Consider the following 17167-nt stretch of genomic DNA (forward strand, 5'->3'; position numbering starts at 1 on the left):
CGACAGCGCGTGCATATCTGGGATCCTCGATCGCACACACGGAAATATCCCGGCCGAAAGGGGGCGCGATCCCCCAGTTCGGCAGCAGCGACACACCTACACCCTCGGCAACGAGGATGACAATGGTCTCGGGTGCATCGAGCTCGAAGAGTTCGCGGACTGCAATCCGCTGATCATTGAGGAAACGGCTCACAAGCTGACCCGTCCAGGCGTCGCCTTCCCCGTGATGAGCTTTGCCTCCGGGGCGACCAACTCGATGCGCGGCGCGGCCCATCTGTCCGGACTCGAAGACGCCCTGGTCGTGGACGTCGGCGGCACGACAAGCGACATTGGCCAATTGCGCCATGGGTTTCCGCGTGAGGCCAATGCGGTCGTCGAGATCGGCGGTGTGCGCACGCTGTTCCGCATGCCGGACCTCCTGTCGATCGGCCTCGGTGGCGGCAGCCATATCGATCCCGTGTCGGCGAAGATGGGCCCGCTCAGCGTTGGCTACCGTCTGACGCAGGATGCGCTTGTCTTCGGTGGCGAACAGTTGACCGCGACCGATATCGCGGCCGCCGCCGGGCTGCTCGATGTTGGCGATCGCTCCCGCGTCGCGTCGATCTCGAAGGATATGATCGCCGCGGCGCTCACCGACGCCACGCGGCAACTCGAAGAAAATATCGACCGCATGAAGACCGAGGCCGGCGACGCGCCGCTGATTGCCGTAGGCGGCGGCGCCTTCCTGGTACCCGAAGCGCTGGCCGGCGTTTCGCAGATCATCCGGGTCCCCTTCGGTGATTGCGCTAATGCAGTCGGCGCAGCGATTGCCCGCGTCAGCGGTGAGGCCGACCAAGTCTTCCGCGATCTCACACGCGACGAAGCCATTGCCGCGGCGTTGGAAATCGCTGAACGCAAGGCTATCAACGCCGGCGCGGATCCCGCCAGCCTGAGGACTATTGAGATCGAGGATATGCCGATCGCCTACCTGCCAGGCAATTCACTGCGCGTCCGCGTCCGTGTTGCCGGTGCGCTCAACCGGATCGAGGCCAGTCGGGAGGTAGCTTAGGCATGGTTCAGATCGATACTGCCTGCACCCGTTCCTCTTTCGACGGCCGGGATTGGCAGAGCTAATATGTTGGCGTTCGCCGCTTCGTGACCTAGAGTAACGGCGGAACCTTGTTTCTGCTGGAGTGACGTGCGTGACTGATATCTCCGCGACAAAAGAGCCGTCTCTCGATCCCCGGTCGAACTGGGCCGCGCTTTCCCAGGCGGAGCGCGACGCTGCCTACGACAACAATGCGGCAGTGAAGAACAGCGCGGCGCTGATTGCCGAACGAAACGAGGCTTCCGAAGCGCTGCGCGCCAGCCGCAAATCATTTCTGGATTTGCCGTATGGCGATCGCGAAAGGACGAAGATCGATCTCTATCCGGCCACCGAGAAGACAGCCCCCTGCCTGGTGTTCCTGCACGGCGGTTACTGGCAGCGCAATTCGCGCGAAGTATTTGCCATGCTGGTCGAAGGCGTCGCGACGCACGGCTGGTCGGTCGCCATTACCGGATATTCGCTGGCTCCCGACGCTTCGTTGACAGAGATCGTCACGGAGATATCCCGGTCGCTCGATTGGCTGGCCGAAAACGGAGCGTCATACGGCATCATCGGGCCCGTCGTGCTCTCGGGCTGGTCGGCCGGTGCCCACCTGGTCGCAACGGCACTCGATCACCCGCGCGTCACGGCGGGACTGGCGATTTCCGGTGTGTACGATCTTGCACCCATCCGCGATACGGGGCTCAACAACGCGCTGAAGCTGACAGACCAGGAAGTCGCAAATCTCTCGCCGCTTCGCCTGCCCGCCGTCCACAAGCGGCTCGACATCGCCTACGGCACGGCCGAACTTCCGGCGCTGGTTTTCGATTCAATCCAGCTTCATGAATTGCGCATGGCCGCGCACGCGCCGGGCAAGCTTTTCCCGATCGAAGGCGCAGACCATTTCAGCATTCTCAGCGAGCTACGGCGTCCTGACGGCGCGCTTGTCGATATCGCGCGAAAGCTCGTCGGCTAGTTCGCCGTCGATTTGATCGCCGCAGCGTCGATCCAGACCTGATCGTCTCTGATCCGGACCGGGTATAGCCACAACGGCCGGCTCGGCCAACCGTAGGAAATCTGGCCGTTACGGAGATCGAACGAGGCCGAGTGACGGGGACAGAACAAGCGTCCTCCTGACAAGAGCCCGAGACTGAGATCAGCCTGCTCGTGCGGGCACATCCGTTCGCAGGCGACCGCACGTCCTTCGCTCCAGGCCAGGATCAAATCGACGCCGGTCACGCGGATGCAGACGATCGTTTGCGAAATCAGCCGGCTGAGCCCGCAGACCGGCATCCATTTCCCGTCGTCCGACGACACCGCCGCTTCAGGCCGCTCATCCGCCAAGATAGGCCTTTCGAACGTGCTCGTTCTCGATCATCTCCGCGCCCGGCCCCGACAGAACGATGCGGCCGCCCTCCAGCAGATAGGCGTGGTCGCACATCTCGAGCGCCGCAAACGCGTTCTGCTCCACCAGCAGGACCGTCGTCCCGGCATCGCGGATGCCGCGGATGATCGCAAAGGTTCGCTCGACGATGTTAGGCGCGAGCCCAAGGGACGGCTCGTCGAACATGATCAAGCGTGGCCGCGACATCAGCGCCCGGCCGATCGCCAGCATTTGCTGTTCGCCGCCAGACAAGGTGCCTGCCGCCTGCTTTCTCCGTTCGGCAAGGCGCGGAAACTCGGCATAGATCCGAGCGCGGTCCTCCGATATCTCCGCGGATCTGGTGCGCAGATAGGCCCCCATGTCGAGATTTTCCTCGACCGTCATGTGCGGAAACACCCGCCGTCCTTCCGGACAGTGCGCGATCCCGCTGGCCACCACGCGCGGCGGCTTGGCGCCCGCAATGTCCTTGCCCTCGAACAGCATCGATCCGGAACGCGGCGCAACCAGCCCGGAGATCGCGCGCAGCGTGGTGCTCTTGCCGGCGCCGTTGGCGCCGATCAGGGCGACGAGCTGTCCGGCCTTGACCTCCAGCGAAATGCCGCGCAACGCCGTGACACCGCCATAGCCACACACCATGTCGCGGATCTCAAGCACGTGTCGCTCCCTGCCCGAGATAGGCCTCGATAACGGCCGGGTCGTTCCGGATCACGTCCGGCGAACCCTCGGCGATGATCCGGCCGTAGTTCAGCACCACGATTCGATCGGAGACGCTCATCACCATCGGCATGTCGTGCTCGACCAGCAGGATGGTGACGCCGCGATCCCGGATGTTGCGGACCAACTGCACGAAGGTGTGTGTTTCCGAGGCATTCATGCCGGAGACCGGCTCGTCGAGCAGCAGCATCGACGGCTCGGCTGCCAGCGCCAGCGCCACGCCGACCAACCGCTGCTCGCCGTAGGACAGCGAGCCCGCAAGATCGTGGGCGCGGCGTTCGAGGCCGACCCATTTGACCAGTTCGCTGGCGCGTTCCCGCAAGCGCCGCTGCGACGACCGGGCGCGCCGCAGGCCGAGAATGGCCTCGAGCAGACTCACCCTGCCCTGGCGATGCAGCCCGACCAGCAGATTGTCGTAAACGGTGTCGTTCGGAAAGACGCTGGTGCGCTGGAAGGTGCGGATCAGTCCCAGGTCGGCAATCTGATGCGGCTTCAGTCCGTTAAGCGCCGTCCCGCGATAGCTCACGGCGCCGTGGGTTGGATCCAGGAATCCGGTAACGACGTTGAACGCCGTGGTCTTGCCGGCGCCGTTAGGCCCGATCAGGCTGACGATCTCGCCCTCGCCGACCGTGAAATTCATGTCCGAGAGCGCAACGAGCCCCCCGAAATGCACGGCGACTTTTTCGACCTTCAGGGCGGTCGTCGTCATTACGCATGCTCCTTGGCGTCACGTTCGGAGAAAGCAACCGGTTCGATCTGTTTTCTCGGTTTCGCAAACCGTTGCGCCAGCGATGGTACGATGCCGCGCGGCAATACGAACAGGATGACGATCAGCACGCCGCCATAGGCGATCCATTGCGCCTCTGGCGCCATGATCGGGCGCAGGTACACGGGCAGCAGTCCGAAGATCATGCCACCGACGACAGGCCCGGCCAGTGACCCCTTGCCGCCGGTGATGACCATGATCACCATCGTCACGGTATTGATGAAGGCGAACACCTCGGGATCGATGATCCGGATATAGTGTGCGTAGAGGCTGCCGGCCGCGCCCGCGATCCCTGCCGAGATCACCGCTGCCAGCGTGAGCGTCTTTGTCACGTCGATGCCGACCGACACCGCCAGCGTTTCGTTTTCCATCAGCCCGCGCATGGCCCGGCCGAAATGCGAATGGACCAGGCGTGAGATCAGCAGATAGGTGACGACCGCGACGGCAAGCACGAGGTAGTAGTTCTGCAGCTTGGTGCGCAGCGTCAGATCTCCGAGACCCGACAATCCGATCGTAATCGAGGGAATGTTGGTCAGCGCCAGCGGGCCCTGCGTCAACTCGACCCAATTCAGCGCCACCAGCCGGACCACTTCGGCAAAGGAAATCGTCACGATCACGAAATAGGCGCCGCGCACGCGAAACGAGAGCAGCCCCACGAGATATCCGCACAATCCCGCGATGACGATTGCCAGAGCAAAACCGACGATCGGCGGCCATGGCTCGTGAACGATGCGGAAGCCGAACGGCAAGCCAGCGTCGAAGCCAAGCGACGTCAGAGCACTGACATAGGCGCCGATGCCGAAGAACGCGATATGACCGAGGCTGAGCTGGCCGGTGAACCCGAGCAGCAGATTGAGGCTCATCGCGCCGATGACGAAGATGCCGGTCGTGATCAACGCGTTCATAAGATACGGATCGCGCAGCCAGAGTGGCACCGATGCGAACGCGACGACCGTGACAATGGTGACCCCCGACTTCATCCCACGCGCTCCGAGCGCGCGAAAAGTCCGGTCGGCTTGAAGATCAGAACCGCGATAATGATCAAAAAGCCCATGGCGTCGCGGTATCCCGACGAAACGTAGCCGGCGCCCAGTTCCTCCGCCAATGCCAGAATGAAGCCGCCGATCACCGCGCCGGTGATGTTGCCGAGCCCGCCGAGGATCACGATCGCGAATGCCTTGACCGCGGCGAGATCGCCCATTTGCGGGAAGATGACGTAGACTGGACCCAGCAGCGCGCCGGCCGCGGCGGCAAGGCTAGAGCCAATCGCAAAGGTCGAGGTGTAGATCAGGTCGACATTGACGCCCATCAGCGAGGCGGTGTCCTGATCCTGAAATGTCGCCCGCATCGCGCAGCCGAGTTTTGTCCTGTTGATCAGAAGATATGTGACGACGATCAGCATCGCCGCCGCGGCGAGCACGAACAGCCGCAGCCAGGACACCGAGACTGGTCCCAGCACCAGTGGCGCCTCGGGGAACGGCGTGGTCACCGATTTCGCCACGCCGCCCCAGATCCACAGCGCGCCGGACTGCATCGCGATCCAGGCGCCGATCATGACGAGCATGGTCGTGTCGATGTCGGAGCCGCGCAGCGGACGCAGCAAGGTCAATTCGATCGCCGCTCCTAGCAGCCAGCCGGCGACCACGGCGAGTGGCAACGCTAGGAAGAAGTTAATTCCGAGCTGATGCACCACGATGAACATGATGTAGGCGCCGAACGTGTACAGCACCCCATGCGTGAAATTCACGACGTTCATGATGCCGAAGATCAATGTCAGTCCGATGCCCAGCAGCGCATAAGTGCCGCCGAGGACCAGCATGTTGATCAGATGTTGCAGAAATTCGCTCAAGGTGGCTCCCAGATATTCTGATGCCGTCGAGGGCCGCCGTCTGCCGCGGCCCTCGCCGGTCAGCAACGTGACGTCAGAGCGTCTTCATGCCGATCTTGCCGTCGGTAATTTCGATCAGATAGACGTTAGGCTGGCTCTGACCGCTTTCCTTGCCTTCGGGACCGGACTTGCGGAACACGATGTCGCCGTTCAGGCCCTTTACCTTGATGTCCCAAAGTGCCGCCTTGATCGCGGCAGGCTCCGCCTTGCCCGCTTTCTCGATCGCTGCCGCTGCGGTACGGATACCGTCATAGCCGCGAAAACTCTCGGTGCAGCCGGCGAAATCGTAGCCGCGCTTCTTCCATTCGGCGATGAAGTAATTGGTCGCCTCCGGGTTCGGCGTCTTGTCAGGGAACCAGGGCAGGAATGTCGTCAGGTGCATGGTGCCGTTGGCGGCAGCACCCGCCTGCGCGATGATCTGATCCGGATTCTGCGAGCCGCCGGTGGTGATGATGCGCTTCTTGAGACCGAGTGCTGCAGCCTGCTTGAAGATCAGCGTGAGCTGGTCCACCGCGGTCGTCACAATGATGGTTTCGGAATCGGTGCCCTTGAGCTTGGAAAGCTGCGCGCTCATATCCTGCGCGCCCTGATCCATCGTCTCGACAGTCCCGACCGCGATGCCCTTCTCCTTCATCATCTTGCTGAAGTCTTCAGCAGTGCCGCGCCCCCAGTCGTTGTTGATGATGAGGAAATCGACCTTCTTCAATTCGAGCTTGTCGACGATCCCCTTGAACGCCGCAGCCTCGATGGCCGACGGCGGCGAGATACGGAAGATGTAGGGGTTTCCGGTCGTGGTGATCTTGCCTGACGAAGAGGTCTCGACCACCATCGGGACTTCGTATTCCATCAGCTTGGGCATCACGGCAAGCGTCAGGCTCGAACCCCACGCCCCCATCAGCACCGGCACCTTGTCGCTGGTGATCAGCTTTTCGGCGACGGCGGCCGCTTCGGTCGGATTGCTCTTGTTGTCCTCGATGACGAGTTCGAGCTTCTTGCCGAGAATGCCGCCCTTTGCGTTGATCTCATCGGCCGCGATCTTGGCGCCGTTGACGACGTAGGTGCCGGACGCGGCGAACGCGCCCGTAAGGGGCTCATTGACGCCGATCTTGATGGTCTGAGCATTGGCGGCACCACCCAGCAAGGCGACCGCCAGCGCTATCGTCGGAACAAGTCTGAAAGTCCGTGTCATGTGGTTCTCCAATCTCACGCTGTGCATCTATCCGCAGTTCAAACCTCGTCGTTTCCGCGTCACGCGGAGACGTCGATCCATTACGTCGCGCTGTCCTTGTCGGGCGAGAATCGACCAAGCCAACGCGCCGCCCGCGCGCGCAAGAGACTGAAAAGCAGTGCCATTCCGTTCAGCTCGACCGGTGTGGTGTCGCCCGGTGACGTACCCGACAGGCGGCGGTCAAGATTGCCGGCAAATTCCGCGATCAGTCGTGCCGCGAGATCGCGCACCAGCCCCGGCCTTCCGACCTGCGCCAGCATGCCCGTCAGCGTGTATCCGATGGAAAGATCGACACGCGTCCCCTGCTCGATCGGCACCAGCCGATAGCGGATTTCGCCCTGCGTCGAAGACCGGCTGCGCCGATCGTTGCCGATACCGACGATGCGGCCGGACATATCGACCGGATTGCGTTCGATCCGCGCGGCACCCAGGAACGTCGCGGCAATCGGACCAATCTTGACCCGGATCGCCCCTTCGACGCGCTCCGACTTCGGCGGCGCCGTCAACGATGCGCCGGGAAGACAGGCAGCGACGGCTGCGATGTCGTCGAACATCGCAAACACCTGCTCGGGCGGGTGCGCGACGGTGAACTGCTGCTCCAGGACAGTGGCGGGGGTGAAATCCGGAATCGAGGCGACCGAACCGACCGCCTCCGGCGACGTTGGTTCGCTTTCGACCGGTCGCATGCGTTCGGTCCGGTCCGCGTCGCTTCGGCCCGAGCCAACAGGACCCAGGATCTTTCGCCCTCCGTCCGGCATCGGCGCGATATCGCGGGCGCGCCGCGCTTCGATCACAGACTTGACCGCACGCACGATACCGACATAGCCGGTGCACCGGCACAGATTGCCGCTCAATCCGACACGGATCAGGCGTTCGTCGGCTTGCGGCAGGCGCAGCACAAGATCACGCGCCGAAACCAACATTCCCGGCGTGCAATAGCCGCATTGCAACGCATGTTCGCGGGTGAAGGCCGCCCGAAGTTCCGTCGTAACGCTGTCGTCGTCGAGCCCTTCGATCGTGGTGACCTCAGCCCCCTCGCAGGCCACCGCATAGGTGATGCATGAGCGCGCCGGGACGCCGTCAAGCAGCACCGTGCAAGCCCCGCAGACGCCGTGTTCGCAGCCGAGATGCGTACCGGTCAGGTCGAGTTTTTCGCGCACGAAGTCTGCGAGGTTGGTACGAGGCTCCGCGAGAGCCTGCACTGCGCGCTGGTTCACGGTAAGCGCGATCATGTTCACGCGGCGGCCTCGCGGACAGCACGTTTGAGCACGCTTACATGAATATGACGGTGAGCCGCATTCGAGAGGCCGGCCTTGACGAGAAGGGCGTCAGCCACACGCGCATCGAAGCGATCCTTGTAGTCGCTGGCAATGCGTCCGCCGAACAGCTCTGCGGCATTCGTGATGACGACCGGCGCGGCATCGATCGCGCCGATCACGACGCGCGCCGATGCGGCGCTCGGATCGATCAGGATTGCGCCGATCGCGTGCGCAAATTCCCCTGTCTTGCGACAACTCTTGGCGTAGCCCCAATGCGCCGACGGCGGCATCGCCGGGATATGAATGGTTTTGACGATCTCGCCATCGCGCAGCGCAGATTCGAGCGCACCGACGATGAAATCCTCCATCGCCACCGTGCGCGCGCCCGCGCGGCTTCGCAGCGTCAATCGTGCACCCAGCGCCGAGAGCGCGGATACCCAGTCCGCCGCGGGATCGGCATGGCTGAGCGATCCGCCGACTGTGCCGCGATTGCGCACGGCGCGATAGGCGATATTAGCAGCCACGCCCTGCATGGCGCCGCGCGTGACATCCGGAATACGTCCATCCTCGATGTCCGCATGGGTGACACAGGCCCCGAGCACGAGTTCGTCGCCGCGACGCTCGACCTGCTTGAGCTCGGCAAGACCGGTGATGTCGACGATCAACTGCGGCTCCACCAGTCGCAGATTGAGCATCGGACCAAGCGACTGGCCGCCGGCAATGATCTTGGCGGCAGTTTTGGCCTCGTCGAGCACGGCAAGCGCCGCCTGCAGGTCGCGTGGACGTTCGTAGCCGAAAGGTGCCGGTTTCATGCCGCCGGCCTTTCTGCGTCACGCGCGGCCAAAACCGCCTCCACGACGCGATAGGGCGTAATCGGCGACTGCATCAGCTCCACGCCAAGCGGCCGCAGCGCGTCGTTGACGGCGTTGGCGATCGCAGCCGGCGGCGCAATGGCGCCGCCCTCGCCGATGCCCTTCACGCCAAACTGCGTATAGGGCGATGGCGTCTCCATATGATCGAGACGCGGCGCCGGCACTTCAGTGGGCCCAGGCAGCAGATAGTCGGCAAGCGTCGTCGCCAGCGGCTGACCGGCCGCATCGAACGGCATCTCCTCGTACAGCGCGGTGCCGATGCCCTGGGCCAGGCCGCCATAGATCTGGCCGTCCACCACCATCGGATTGACGAGAACGCCGCCGTCTTCGACGATGACGTAATCGAGGATTTCGACCTCTCCAAGATCCGGATCGACGACGACGACCGCGGCATGGGCGGCATAGCTGAAGGTTCCGGTATCGCGCTGCGGCTTGTAGCCTGCCGTGACCTCCAGCCCGCCGGGATCGACGTCAGCAGGCAGATCCTGCGGCCGACGATACCAGGTGTGCGCGATTTCCTTCAAGGCGACGCTGCCGTTGACGCCGCGCACTTCGCCGTTCTGCAGAACCACCGCAGCCGGATCGTGCTGCAACAGCTTGGCGCCGATGCGTCTGGCGCGTTCACCCAGTTCGCGGCAGGCGATTGCAACCGCGCCGCCTGCCATCACCATCGAGCGCGAGCCCCAGGTGCCCGTGGAGTACGGGGTCATCGCCGTGTCGCCGTGAATCAAGCGCACCTTGGCGACGTCGACGCCCAGCATCTCGTGGGCGACCTGCGCGAGCGTCGTCTCCATGCCCTGCCCGTGGGAATGAACGCCGACCCTGATTTCGAGGCCACCGTCGGGCGTCAGCCGCGCAGACGCCTGCTCGTGACCGGGCACCATCGGAATGCCCCAGCCGGAATAGACCGATGTGCCATGCGCGGCCTGCTCGCAATAGATCGAGACGCCGACGCCGATCCGGCGCCCATCGGCCTCACCCCTGCGCTGACGCGCACGCACGCCCTCGACGTCGACGGACGCCAGCGCCCGCCGCATCGCCTCGGGATAGTCGCCGCTGTCGAAGTGCTTGTTGGTGATGTTGTCGAACGGCATCTGCTCGGGCTGCACCAGATTGCGCAAGCGGACTTCGCCCGGCTCCAGCCCGGCTTCCGCCGCGACCAGATCGAGCATCAGCTCCAGCGCGAAGCAGACGCCGGTGCGGGCCACGCCGCGATAAGGCAGGATCGGACACTTGTTGGTGGCGACCGAAAACGTCCGGCAGCGATAGGCCGGCATCAAATAGGGTCCAGGCAGGATGCTGGCGACCTGCGCCGCCTCAAGGCACGCCGAAAACGGATAGGACGAGTAAGCGCCGGAATCGACGGTCGCTTCGCAGTCGATACCCCGCAGCCGCCCGTCGCGATCGGCGTAGACCGTGATCTTGTAGTGGTGCTCGCGGCAGTTGGAGCTGGCCGTGAGATGCTCGCGGCGGTCCTCGGTCCAGCGCACCGGATGGCCGCGGCGCATCGTCAGCCAGGAAAGGCAGACTTCTTCCGGCAGCAGGATTCCCTTGTGCCCGAAGCCGCCGCCGACGTCAGGCGAAACGATACGGATTCGCCCCTGCTCCATGCCGAGGCATTCGGCAAGACCACTACGCGTGATGTGTGGCATCTGGGCCGAGGAATAGAGCGTGAGCTGGTCGAGGCGATGATCGAAGGTCGCGACCACGCCGCGCCCCTCGAGCGGCGACATGCACTGCCGCGCGGTCGATATCTCGCGCGACACCTTGATCGGCGCATCGAGCGCGCTGGAGATGTCGACCTCGAAATTGGTTTCGAGAAAGACGTTATCGCCCCAATGCTCATGCACCAGAACCGAACCCGGCTCGCGCGCCTTCCGCATGTCATAGACGGCAGAAAGCTCTTCGAGATCGAGCGTCACCGCCGCCGCAATGTCCTCGGCTTCGGCCCGCGTCGGCGCGACGCACATGGCAACGAGCTCGCCGACCTGACGCACCTTCCCGGTGGCGAGCACCGGCTGCTCGGAAATCTTGAATCCCGGCAGCCCAGATACTGCGCGGATTGGATTGACGCCGGCCAGATCCGCCGCCGTAAAGACGCTGCCGCGATAACGCTCGGGCACATGGATGCCGCGGATCAGCGCATGCGCCACCGGACTGCGCACGAAGGCAACGTCCTGCAGCCCGGCGAGGCGAATGTCGGCCACGAACTGGCCACGGCCACGCATCAACCGATCGTCTTCCTTTCGCGGCAGCCGGGCGCCGACGCCTTGTCCGGCGCCCGCTCCGCCTGCGGAAGGAAACTCGCGCTCATTGCGCACGGTGACGTTCTCCTCGATCGACTTGACGTGACCTCCTCAGGCCGCCACGGCCTGCGGCAGAATTGGCGCTACTGCTTCGTATCGCGCACCGGCGCGCAGACAGAACTCAGGCTGCAGCAGACGCTCGGCGACGACTTCATTGTTCTCGTTGTCGCGAAGGACAAATCGTCCGGCTCGCTCTCCGACTACCGAGACGTCGGCGTCCCTGCCAACCTTGAGGGCGCCGATTTCGTCAGCACGGCCGAGCATTTTGGCCGGGTTGGAGGTGACCAGCGGCACGACCTGTTCGAGCGCCAGGCCGAGCGCCATCATCGAGCTCATCGCCTGAACCAGGCTGAACTTGGCCTGGCCGGCGAAGGGATGGTTCTCGTCGTCCTCGTGCTGGTCCGGCGTGCCGGCAGGCGCAGGCACGTGGGTATTGTAGCCGTGAATGTCCGCGCCGAGCGTGGTGGGAACGATGCCGGCAGCCAGCGCCTTCTTCGCGAGACGATAGGAGAAATGGCTGCCGTGACCGACGTCGACCTTCAGGCCGCGATCGAGCGCCGCCTGAATCACGGGGTGCACTTCACCCTCGCGGTTGACGAAGCCGCCGGGATGGCGCGTGAACGGATGCGCCAGCACGTCACCCTCCCGCAGCAAGGGGATCACGCGCTCCAGGATAGTGTCGACATCTTCGCCATTGGTGCCGCTTTCGGGCAGGCCCCAAAGCTGACCGAAATGCACATAGACCGGCAGATCGGCGCGGCGTCCGATCTCGGCCGCCATTTCGATGACGCGAATGCCCCAGCGCGCGAAGCCGCCGATCTCCGCATGGGCCTTGATGCCGCGAACAATGTCGAGATTGGCCGTCGCCGCCTTCACCGTGGCATCGATATCGACACCTTCGGGACTATAGAGTTGCGGATAATAATGCCCCTCGAGCCCGCCCACCAGGTAAGCCGACAGGAAGGCATAAACGCGCGACTTCGCGGGCTCGGCGACGAAATGCCGAAAGCCGGGCAGCGTCATGCAGGATGGGCCGCCTTGATCGACCAATGTCGTCACGCCGGACTGCACACCCACCATGTCGGCATTCATGCCGAAGCGGCCGGTGACATACTGATAGACATGCGCGTGGGTATCGATGAGGCCCGGCAATACCAGCTTGCCGGTTACCTCGATCACCTCTCTGGCGCTGGTCGGCAAAATGTCGCTCTGCACCGCCGCGATCTTGCCATTACGGATGGCAACGTCCCTGACCCCGTCGATGCCGGAGGCCGGGCAGATCACGCGGCCGCCGCGCAGAAGCTGGTCGAAGGTGGCGCTGATAGCCATGGAAAGATCTCCTCTGTCCTCGCCGGCGGAGTTGGTCACCGCTCTCGCCAGAATACGAAGTATACTTCGTATTTTACAAGAGCAAACTTCATGCCATGATCCAGCTGTGGCGAAGCCGATCGAATCGAGCTATTCGCGCTGATGTTCCGAGGCTGGGAGACTGCATTGCGGAAGGCAAAAAATCGTCGCGGCGAGACCAGGCACCGCCCCTGGCCGCTGTCACAACGGCCGGGATTTCTGATCCGGCGGCTGCATCAGATCCATGTCGCACTGTTCCAGGAAGCATGCGGCGAATTCGAGATCACGCCACTGCAATACAGCCTGCTTTCAGCGCTTGCTGTCCGGAAAACTGCCGATCAGACCACGTTGGCGGCCGATATCGCGCTGGACAGGACAACGACGACCGGAGCGCTCAAGCGGCTGGCTGCCCACAATCTTGTCGAGAGAGCCGTTAATGACGAGGATCGTCGCGCCCGGCTCTGTAAACTGACGCCGGCGGGAGCGGCGCTCCTGGCAAAAATCGAGGCCTCGGCGCGGGCCGCGCACCGTGCCACGATCGATAATTTAAGCGAAAGGGAGCAAGCCGTATTCGTCGATATGATGCAGCGCATCGTCGCGGCGCACTCCAATCGCGACAGCGCTACTGCCCTATTCGATTAGCATCACGGTGCCGTCTGCCGCCTTTTTAACTCGAGCTGCATAATTTGTAATCACCCGAGACTTGGCGCTGTATTTCATTGGACGGAGCGGAACGCCGCTGCAACCGATCGATCGAAAGCGGCTTCTAGCGGGCGTCGTGCCAGTTATCAGGTCGCGAACGCAGCCAGCTCCGGCTCGATATGCGGCACGGCTTCAACCAGCTCGCGCGTGTAAGCGGTTTTCGGATTATCGAACATCGCCCGGCTTTCACCCTGTTCGACGATGCGGCCGTTTTGCAGCACGATGGTCCGATCGCACATCATGCGAACGACATTGAGATCGTGGCTGACGAAGAGGAAGGCCAGATCATCCTCGCGCCGCAACCGGTCGAGCAGTTGCAGCACCACCGCCTGCACCGAGACGTCGAGCGCCGCCGTCGGCTCGTCAAGCACCAAGAGGCGCGGCCGGCAGGCGATGGCGCGGGCGATGCCGACACGGGCCTTCTGGCCGCCTGAAAGCTGATGCGGGAAGCGCGTCAGCAATTCGATCCCCAGTCCAACGCGCTGCGCGCACTCCTCCACCCGCTGCCGCAACGCGTCGCCTGCGCGCATGCCGCCAAGCCGAAGCAGCGGATGGGCGATGCAGTCAAAGGCGGTGAACCGCGGGTTGAGGCTGTCGTTCGGATCCTGAAAGACGATCTGGATGTCCTTGCGAAACGGTGACCGATGAAAATCGCGGGCCGGGATATGGCCGATCGACTGTCCCTCGAACGCGATCTCGCCCTCGCTCGGGTCGATCAGCCGGCAGATGATGCGCGACGTCGTGCTCTTGCCGGAACCGGATTCGCCGACCAGACCGACGCTCTCGCCGGCGCTGATCATCATGGAAAAGTCTGCCACCGCCGCGGCGCCCTGATCGAACCGCTTGGCGAGTTTCTGCACCTCCAGCAGCGGCGGCGTACCCGGCGCCGGCTGCGGCCGGGGCGCGGCAGGCATCGCAACATGCCGCCGCCTCTCCTCCTCCGGCACCAGATCCGCGATCCGTGAACTCGCCGTGGGTGAAGCCGCCACCAGACGTTTGGTGTAAGGGTGCTGTGGCGCGTGGAAGAGAGTCTTCGGGTCGGCCTCCTCGACCAGCCGGCCCTGCTCCATCACCACGACGCGGCGACAGTAACGGGCGGCGAGACCGAGGTCATGCGTGATCAGGATGGTCGCCATGCCGCGCTCGGCTGCAATCCCGGTCAGAAGGTCCATCACGACCTTTTGCGTCGTGACGTCGAGGCCGGTGGTCGGCTCATCGGCGATCAGGAGCGCCGGATTGCAGGAAATCGCCATGGCGATCATCACGCGCTGGCACATGCCGCCGGAGAGTTCATGCGGGTAAGCGGCCATCCGCTTTTCAGGATCGCGAATTTGCACGGCGCGCAGCAGCTCCAGCGCCTGCGCGCGCGCTTCATCGCGGGGCATTCGCTTATGAGCCGTAATCGCGTCGGCGATCTGGTCCCCGACCGCACGGATCGGATTGAGCGCGCCACGCGGATTCTGGAAGATCATCGCCATCGCCGCGCCATGCAGATGGCGGAAATCACTCCCCGATATCCGCGTGATGTCCTGCCCGCGAAACCGGATGTGGCCTGCCGTGATCCGGCCGGCCGCGTCGAGCAGCCGCGTGATCGCAAAACCGGTGACTGATTTGCCCGAGCCGCTCTCGCCGACGAGGCCGAGCATCTCGCCCTCGCCGAGCGACAGCGTGACGCCACGCACCGCCTCGACAAGACCACGCCGCGTCGAGAAGGTGACGTGCAGGTCGCTTAATGCCAACAGCGATGAGGTCATGTTCGCATGCGGGGGTCGAGAATATCGCGCACCCCGTCGCCGAGCAGGTTGAAGCACAGCACCGTCAGCATCAACGCCAGGCCCGGGAAGGCGACCAGCCACCATTTGCCGGTGGAAATGAAGCGCGCGCCCTCCGCAACCATGATGCCCCATTCCGGCGTCGGCGGCTTGACGCCGAGGCCGATAAAGGAAAGTCCGGCAGCATTGAGGATCGCCCAGCCGAGATTGAGCGATATTTGTACCGCCATGGCCGGCAGCACGTTCGGCAGCAGAAAGCGCAACACGACCGAGAGGTGGCTGTCACCGCAGGCGCGCGCCGCTTCGACCCAGCCGACATTACGACGGACATTCACCTCGGCCCGCGCAAAGCGGATGTAGAACGGCAGATTGATGATGGCGGTCGCGATGACGATGTTCTCGACCCGGTTGCCGAGTGCTGCGACCATCGCCATTGCCAGCACGAAAAGCGGAAAGGCCATCACGACGTCGACGAAGCGGCCGACGCCGCGATCGAGCCGGCCACCGGTATAGCCGCAGATCGCGCCGATCACGGCACCGATGGCAAAGGAGATTCCGACTGCCGAGACGGCGATGGCGAGATCGAGCCGCGCCGCGACGATGAGGCGGCTGAACACGTCGCGGCCGAGTTGATCGGTGCCGGCGATGTGTGCCGCGCTCGGTGGCATCAGGGCCTGCGACACGTTCGAGACGATCGGATCATACGGCACGATCCACGGCCCGAAAATGGCGATCAGCGCAAGCAGGAAGACGCCGGCAGCGGCAACGGCGGTGAGCGGGTTGCCACGCAGAATCCAGCCGGCATGGCGAAGCGTTGCGCTGGTCATCCGATTGTCACCCGTGGATCGGCGATGCCATAAAGGATATCCACCAAGAGATTGACGATCACAAACACGGTGGCCATCAGCAGCACAAAACCCTGTACCGGCGCATAATCGGAAGAGAGCAACGCATCGAGCGCATAGGAGGCAACGCCTGGCCAGGAGAACACCTTCTCCACCAGGACATTGGCGCCGAGCATGGTCGAGAACACGATGCCTGCGATGGTGATGACCGGCAGGATGGCATTCCTTAGCGCATAAGTGACGACGACCCGCCACCAGGGAAGGCCCACGGAACGCGCGGTGCGCACGAAATCGCTGCCGAGCGAGACCAGCATCGAGGCCCGCGTGATGCGCGCCAGCGGCGCCACCACGAACAGCGCCATGCTCAGCGCCGGCAGGATCAGTTGCCTGAAGGCGGCCCACCATCCGTCGAAATCGCCTGCGAGCAGGAAGTCGATCAGCAGGAAGCCGGTCCGTCTTGGCGGCAGTGACGCAAAGATATCGACCCGGCCGGTCGGGTCAGGCGCGAGCCCGAGCAGGTAATAGAAGACATAGATCAGCAACAGCCCCGAAACGAACGTCGGTACGCAGACGCCGAGCGCGCAGAAAAACCGCACGCTGTGATCGATGATGGAGCCCGGTCTCAGGGCGGCGAGCACACCGAGCGGTACCGCCGACAGCAACGCGATCAGCAGCGCCGTGAAGGTGAGTTCCAGTGAGGCCGGTAGCCGCTCGCGGAGATCTTTGGTGACCAACTGTCCGGTCATCATCGATCTGCCGAGATTGCCGCTGCCGACATCATAGAGATACAGCATCAGTTGTTCCGGCACCGGCTTGTTGAGGCCCATCTGCTTGCGGATGACCTCGATCTCCTCCTTGCCGGCATTCGGCCCGGACGCGAAGAACACCGCCGGATCGCCCGGCAGCACCCGCATCAAGAGGAAGGTGAAGACGAGCACGCCAAAGAGCGCTGGCAGCGAAGACAGGAAGCGCCTGCCCGCCCGTATCACCGTTGCTCCAAGGGCCGCCATCTGACCTA

Annotated in this window: 15 protein-coding genes and 1 pseudogene; 3 read left to right on the forward strand and 13 right to left on the reverse strand. The window is 63.7% G+C overall.

The features are described 5' to 3' along the window. Positions 1-214: 214 nt before the first annotated feature. Positions 215-1048: pseudogene (locus IVB05_RS25285) on the forward strand (hydantoinase/oxoprolinase family protein); the annotation flags it as partial. A gap of 133 nt (positions 1049-1181) precedes the next feature. Next, the gene (locus IVB05_RS25290; protein ID WP_247778639.1) at positions 1182-2042 is read left to right on the forward strand and encodes an alpha/beta hydrolase; all 861 of its coding nucleotides are present in this window, start codon (positions 1182-1184) and stop codon (positions 2040-2042) included. On the opposite strand, the gene IVB05_RS25295 is transcribed toward IVB05_RS25290, so the two are convergent. The 10 genes from IVB05_RS25295 to IVB05_RS25340 all read right to left on the reverse strand — a co-directional run bounded on the left by IVB05_RS25295 (position 2039) and on the right by IVB05_RS25340 (position 12812). Then, positions 2039-2410, reverse strand: a complete 372-nt coding sequence (locus tag IVB05_RS25295) for a Rieske 2Fe-2S domain-containing protein (protein ID WP_247778640.1) — start codon at positions 2408-2410, stop codon at positions 2039-2041. The two genes, IVB05_RS25290 and IVB05_RS25295, sit on opposite strands and share 4 nt — an antisense overlap. Then, positions 2400-3104 carry an ABC transporter ATP-binding protein gene (locus tag IVB05_RS25300; RefSeq protein WP_247778641.1) on the reverse strand — a complete coding sequence of 235 codons (705 nt, stop codon included), beginning with the start codon at positions 3102-3104 and terminating at the stop codon, positions 2400-2402. The genes IVB05_RS25295 and IVB05_RS25300 overlap by 11 nt, the downstream gene beginning before the upstream one ends. Continuing rightward, a complete protein-coding gene (locus IVB05_RS25305) occupies positions 3097-3873 on the reverse strand; it encodes an ABC transporter ATP-binding protein (protein ID WP_247778642.1) in 777 nt (258 codons plus the stop codon). Before IVB05_RS25305 ends, IVB05_RS25300 begins: the two co-directional genes overlap by 8 nt. Continuing rightward, complete coding sequence (locus IVB05_RS25310; RefSeq protein ID WP_247778643.1) at positions 3873-4910, reverse strand: branched-chain amino acid ABC transporter permease; 1038 nt, start codon at positions 4908-4910, stop codon at positions 3873-3875. The genes IVB05_RS25305 and IVB05_RS25310 overlap by 1 nt, the downstream gene beginning before the upstream one ends. Further along, positions 4907-5779 carry a branched-chain amino acid ABC transporter permease gene (locus tag IVB05_RS25315; RefSeq protein ID WP_247778644.1) on the reverse strand — a complete coding sequence of 291 codons (873 nt, stop codon included), beginning with the start codon at positions 5777-5779 and terminating at the stop codon, positions 4907-4909. The genes IVB05_RS25310 and IVB05_RS25315 overlap by 4 nt, the downstream gene beginning before the upstream one ends. Before the next feature lie 73 nt (positions 5780-5852). Then, positions 5853-7007, reverse strand: a complete 1155-nt coding sequence (locus tag IVB05_RS25320) for an ABC transporter substrate-binding protein (protein ID WP_247778645.1) — start codon at positions 7005-7007, stop codon at positions 5853-5855. Between the two features lie 80 nt (positions 7008-7087). Beyond that, a complete protein-coding gene (locus IVB05_RS25325) occupies positions 7088-8278 on the reverse strand; it encodes a 2Fe-2S iron-sulfur cluster-binding protein (RefSeq protein WP_247786911.1) in 1191 nt (396 codons plus the stop codon). Positions 8279-8280: 2 nt separating this feature from the next. Next, positions 8281-9117, reverse strand: a complete 837-nt coding sequence (locus tag IVB05_RS25330; RefSeq protein WP_247778646.1) for an FAD binding domain-containing protein — start codon at positions 9115-9117, stop codon at positions 8281-8283. Beyond that, complete coding sequence (locus tag IVB05_RS25335; RefSeq protein ID WP_247786912.1) at positions 9114-11516, reverse strand: xanthine dehydrogenase family protein molybdopterin-binding subunit; 2403 nt, start codon at positions 11514-11516, stop codon at positions 9114-9116. The genes IVB05_RS25330 and IVB05_RS25335 overlap by 4 nt, the downstream gene beginning before the upstream one ends. Before the next feature lie 18 nt (positions 11517-11534). Then, a complete protein-coding gene (locus IVB05_RS25340; protein ID WP_247778648.1) occupies positions 11535-12812 on the reverse strand; it encodes an amidohydrolase/deacetylase family metallohydrolase in 1278 nt (425 codons plus the stop codon). Between the two features lie 165 nt (positions 12813-12977). Between IVB05_RS25340 and IVB05_RS25345 the strand changes: the two genes are divergently transcribed. Further along, on the forward strand, positions 12978-13472 hold the full coding sequence (locus IVB05_RS25345; RefSeq protein ID WP_247778649.1) for a MarR family transcriptional regulator: 495 nt from the start codon (positions 12978-12980) through the stop codon (positions 13470-13472). A 146-nt stretch (positions 13473-13618) separates the two neighbouring features. Here IVB05_RS25345 and IVB05_RS25350 read toward each other — a convergent pair whose 3' ends face one another. From IVB05_RS25350 to IVB05_RS25360, 3 genes are read right to left on the reverse strand one after another with little or no spacing between them, the layout of a single operon-like run. Further along, positions 13619-15286 carry an ABC transporter ATP-binding protein gene (locus IVB05_RS25350; protein ID WP_247778650.1) on the reverse strand — a complete coding sequence of 556 codons (1668 nt, stop codon included), beginning with the start codon at positions 15284-15286 and terminating at the stop codon, positions 13619-13621. Beyond that, entirely contained in the window at positions 15283-16131 is an 849-nt protein-coding gene (locus IVB05_RS25355; protein WP_247778651.1) for an ABC transporter permease, read from the reverse strand. The genes IVB05_RS25350 and IVB05_RS25355 overlap by 4 nt, the downstream gene beginning before the upstream one ends. Beyond that, complete coding sequence (locus IVB05_RS25360; protein ID WP_247778652.1) at positions 16128-17159, reverse strand: ABC transporter permease; 1032 nt, start codon at positions 17157-17159, stop codon at positions 16128-16130. Before IVB05_RS25360 ends, IVB05_RS25355 begins: the two co-directional genes overlap by 4 nt. Between the last annotated feature and the right edge of the window lie 8 nt (positions 17160-17167).

It is taken from the genome of Bradyrhizobium sp. 170, from assembly GCF_023101085.1.
Taxonomy (GTDB): Bacteria; Pseudomonadota; Alphaproteobacteria; order Rhizobiales; family Xanthobacteraceae; genus Bradyrhizobium.

Coding starts and splice junctions, on each gene's coding strand:
- IVB05_RS25330 (WP_247778646.1), bottom strand. CDS start 9,117: ATGAAACCGGCACCTTTCGGCTACGAACGTCCACGCGACCTGCAGGCG.
- IVB05_RS25340 (WP_247778648.1), bottom strand. CDS start 12,812: ATGGCTATCAGCGCCACCTTCGACCAGCTTCTGCGCGGCGGCCGCGTG.
- IVB05_RS25310 (WP_247778643.1), bottom strand. CDS start 4,910: ATGAAGTCGGGGGTCACCATTGTCACGGTCGTCGCGTTCGCATCGGTG.
- IVB05_RS25355 (WP_247778651.1), bottom strand. CDS start 16,131: ATGACCAGCGCAACGCTTCGCCATGCCGGCTGGATTCTGCGTGGCAAC.
- IVB05_RS25350 (WP_247778650.1), bottom strand. CDS start 15,286: ATGACCTCATCGCTGTTGGCATTAAGCGACCTGCACGTCACCTTCTCG.
- IVB05_RS25360 (WP_247778652.1), bottom strand. CDS start 17,159: ATGGCGGCCCTTGGAGCAACGGTGATACGGGCGGGCAGGCGCTTCCTG.
- IVB05_RS25305 (WP_247778642.1), bottom strand. CDS start 3,873: ATGACGACGACCGCCCTGAAGGTCGAAAAAGTCGCCGTGCATTTCGGG.
- IVB05_RS25320 (WP_247778645.1), bottom strand. CDS start 7,007: ATGACACGGACTTTCAGACTTGTTCCGACGATAGCGCTGGCGGTCGCC.
- IVB05_RS25325 (WP_247786911.1), bottom strand. CDS start 8,278: ATGATCGCGCTTACCGTGAACCAGCGCGCAGTGCAGGCTCTCGCGGAG.